The sequence below is a fragment of the Parashewanella hymeniacidonis genome (assembly GCF_016900895.1).
Classification (GTDB): domain Bacteria; phylum Pseudomonadota; class Gammaproteobacteria; order Enterobacterales; family Shewanellaceae; genus Parashewanella; species Parashewanella hymeniacidonis.
Genome location: NZ_JAFEUN010000207.1, coordinates 1 through 3,408 on the forward strand (window position 1 = coordinate 1; position 3,408 = coordinate 3,408).

The 3,408-nt window shown below is 42.0% G+C and carries 3 protein-coding genes; all 3 read right to left on the bottom strand.

The annotated features are described in order from the left end of the window. Positions 1–127: 127 nt before the first annotated feature. Complete coding sequence (locus JQC92_RS21520) at positions 128–1,402, bottom strand: CinA family nicotinamide mononucleotide deamidase-related protein (RefSeq protein ID WP_205001581.1); 1,275 nt, start codon at positions 1,400–1,402, stop codon at positions 128–130. A gap of 33 nt (positions 1,403–1,435) precedes the next feature. Further along, entirely contained in the window at positions 1,436–2,587 is a 1,152-nt protein-coding gene (locus JQC92_RS21525; RefSeq protein WP_205001582.1) for a Kelch repeat-containing protein, read from the bottom strand. Between the two features lie 75 nt (positions 2,588–2,662). Next, positions 2,663–3,175 carry a type II secretion system protein gene (locus tag JQC92_RS22990; protein ID WP_205001583.1) on the bottom strand — a complete coding sequence of 171 codons (513 nt, stop codon included), beginning with the start codon at positions 3,173–3,175 and terminating at the stop codon, positions 2,663–2,665. Positions 3,176–3,408: the final 233 nt, after the last annotated feature.

A 3,408-nucleotide genomic window follows, 5' to 3' on the forward strand; every position in this document is an offset into this window, starting at 1 on the left:
TACAAACGGGATATGTGTTCAGTACGAAGTAACTGAATAGAATTAAGCAGGAGCCGTATACGAGAACCGTACGTACGGTTCTGTGAGAGGGATGAGGCAGTGATGCCTCACCCTACTCGATGTATGATTATTGTTCAATCCTAAAATATGATGCGTAGTTGGCGATTACAACCTCATCATTTAATTTACGTCGCAACATATCATAGGCAATAGCGCAGGTAAGTTTACGGACTAAGTTACGCGATCTTCTTGGCAGACGTAAGATTTGACTTTCAACACCACCACGGTAAGCAAGCGCAATCGTAATTGTACCAACGGGTTTGTCGTCGCTGCCACCATCAGGGCCTGCAATGCCGCTTGTGGCTAAGGCAAAGTCGCTATCGAGTACTTTCCTAGCCCCTTCTGCCATCGCTTCGACTGTTGGTATTGATACGGCACCATGGCTTTCTAATGTTGTCGTTGGTACGCCTAATAGTTGCATCTTGGCTTGATTACTGTAACTGATTACCGAGTGCGCTAGATATTTTGAGCTGCCAGCAAAATCGATTAGTTGACTCGCAAGCATGCCGCCAGTACAAGACTCAGCTAACGCTAAAGTAAAATCTGAGTTGAGTAGTTGTAAATGTATGGCTTCAGCCAAAGTAGGTACATCTTCGGCAACGACACTTTCACCTAAGCAAACTTTTACAGTGTCAGTGAATTGTGGCAACGCTGTAATAGCTATTTCACCACGAGCAAATAACTTGATTTCAATATGTGGCATTGAAGAGCGATAACCAATGGTTATACCTGCGGGTACATCCAGTTTCTCGAGTTCTTGAGCGAGTGCTGACTCACCAGCGCCTAATGTCAGTAATTTTTTGAGTTTTACCTTATCTTCAATCTTAAAGGCTTGCTTAATAAACGGAATAAATTGCTCATGGATCATGTGCTTGAGTTCGAACGGCACTCCAGGTGTGAAGAATAGCCATGCATTATTGAGTTTAACCCTGAACCCACAAGCTGTACCCACAGGATTGTTTACCATAATGGCTGACTCAGGTAACATGGCTTGCTTTAAGTTACTTTCAGGCATTGGGCGATTATTTTTGGCAAACCATTCTCTGAGTCGTTGACTCCATTCTTTATTCTCAATGAGTGCTTCGCCTTTAGCGAGCGCCATCGCTTCGGCAGACATGTCATCACTGGTGGGCCCAAGACCTCCATTGACAATAATGACATCAGCGTGCTTGCTGCGCTCAATAAAAGCATCAACCAAATCTTCAAGGCGATCACCGACGGTAATGCGCCTTTGCATTTCAATCCCTTGATCCATGAGAGTATCTGCAACCCAAGCGGCATTAGTATCAATAATTTGTCCTGCGAGCACTTCTTCACCGGTGCAGATCATTTCTAATTTCATGGTGTGTCCTTTTGACGATGACTTATATTGAGGCTATTTGTAACGCAGATTTTGTACAGGATCGACGAAGACCTTATCAGTAACTTGTTGGTTTTGTGTCATGCCACCGATACGGATCAAACTTTCGTTGTAAAGAATCAACCCTCGATGATCCATTGTAGCTTGTGGTAGTTTTTGTGGTACTAACCATTGATGCGTCGTCAAATCAAAACGGTTCATCCAAGCGGAAGGTTCACTTGGCTTGCCGTTATAGCCAATGCCGTTATAGTTGTATGGGTTATCACTGCCACCAATAAACACGATTTGACCAGCATTGTTGGCGTCTGGGACACCAACTGCCGCCATACGATAATAGCCAATATCGGGTGTGGATTTCGTGGCTGATAATGGGGTTATAAAGTGTGGAATCGCTTGCCAATGAATGGTTAAATGGTCTTGTTCGTCGATCAAACCATACAAGCATTTTGGTGAAGATTCGAACGTACGTTTTTGATTTTCTAATGCAGTGACTTTTACACCGTCACACAACACCAATGAACGGTCTACTGCGCCAGCTGCAAGTCCGAACGTCGCTGGGATAGATGTAGGCGTTGCTTGTGCCCAGGTGTTGGTTTGAGTGTCGTACACTTGCACGAGATTGACGTTGCCACTTTGATGCCAGCCACTGAATAAATAGATATAGCGATCTTGATAATTGATAGCGGTAGTGTCATCTACCGCAACCGGCATATCGGCAATTCGTTGGTATGACTGAGTTTTTATATCGAATTTATAATTGTCTTTGGTACTCACTTCAGTGTGATCGGCGGCCACGGTGTAACCACCAAAGATATAAGCGGTGTCTTTAATGCCGATGGCTATCGAAGCTAAGCGACCTTTCAATGCTTCAATATGAGGCACAGGGGGTAATGTTTGCCATTTAGCCGTATTGCTGTTTGATACGACTTGCCAATCGGTATCTGCTTTTACCGCTAATGCCCACGCTTTGTTATGTACATCATTATCCGTTTTACCTTTAGCAAGTCCCATAAAGCTAAGCAGATAATCTTGCTTATCGACAGTTACTTTTGCTACAGCGTTATTGGCTACAGGTTCAGGTAGTTTGGGTAGTGGAGAAGATAGCGTCGAACACGAGATTACTGAGAGAAAAAAACCGCAAAAAAATTTAGGATTAAAAAGCGCCATCAGTGTTCCATAAGTCACTTAAGATGAAAGGCATCATAGAAGAGTTTAATTCAAAAGAAAACTCGGGTTCATTATTTAGCAACCCGTGGTTACGACTTGATAAACGGGTTGATAGTTTGGTGCACTAGAATTACAAATTGTCGGTCGCTCACTGGTGTATGATTGTTGATACATAAAATAGCATTGGTTACTTTGAATATTCGATGCTTCAAAACCAAAGTAAGCTTTGTCATCACCTTCATACGCAACAAAAATATTATCACTGGACAACTGCAGACGTTTAACTAAATTGCGATCATCAAGGAACCCGCATTTGAGTAAAAAATCTTCATTGTCGATAGTGATAACAGATATGTCATTGCGGTTAGCATGATTTGGTGAGGGATGAGGCGCATGATTCGGAAGTTTTGAAAACACTTGAATGTGATCGTTAGCGGCTTTCGCTGACGCCTTTATTTGATTTATTACATTAATTTTTGCGTCTGACGACAAGCTCAAAAATTTAGGCGCAGTTATTATCGCTAAAATACCAAGGATGACCATCACGACGACAAGTTCAATCAATGTAAACCCGGATCGTTTTATCATCTATTACTTCCTATTCAATTAATAAAATAATTTTCACCATTATATCGTATCATTTTTTGACGAAAAACATTTTCTAGCAACGCAGTGAGTGATAGCTTTTGGCTTTCTACTTAGTCGGTTCTGAAAAAATCCATTTCAAGAGTTTAAATGTACGGCATCTGATTTACGCAAAATTCAGAGCCGTACCCCAAAAGCAAGATTTCTTAGATTTTGCATCAATTTCACTACAAAAC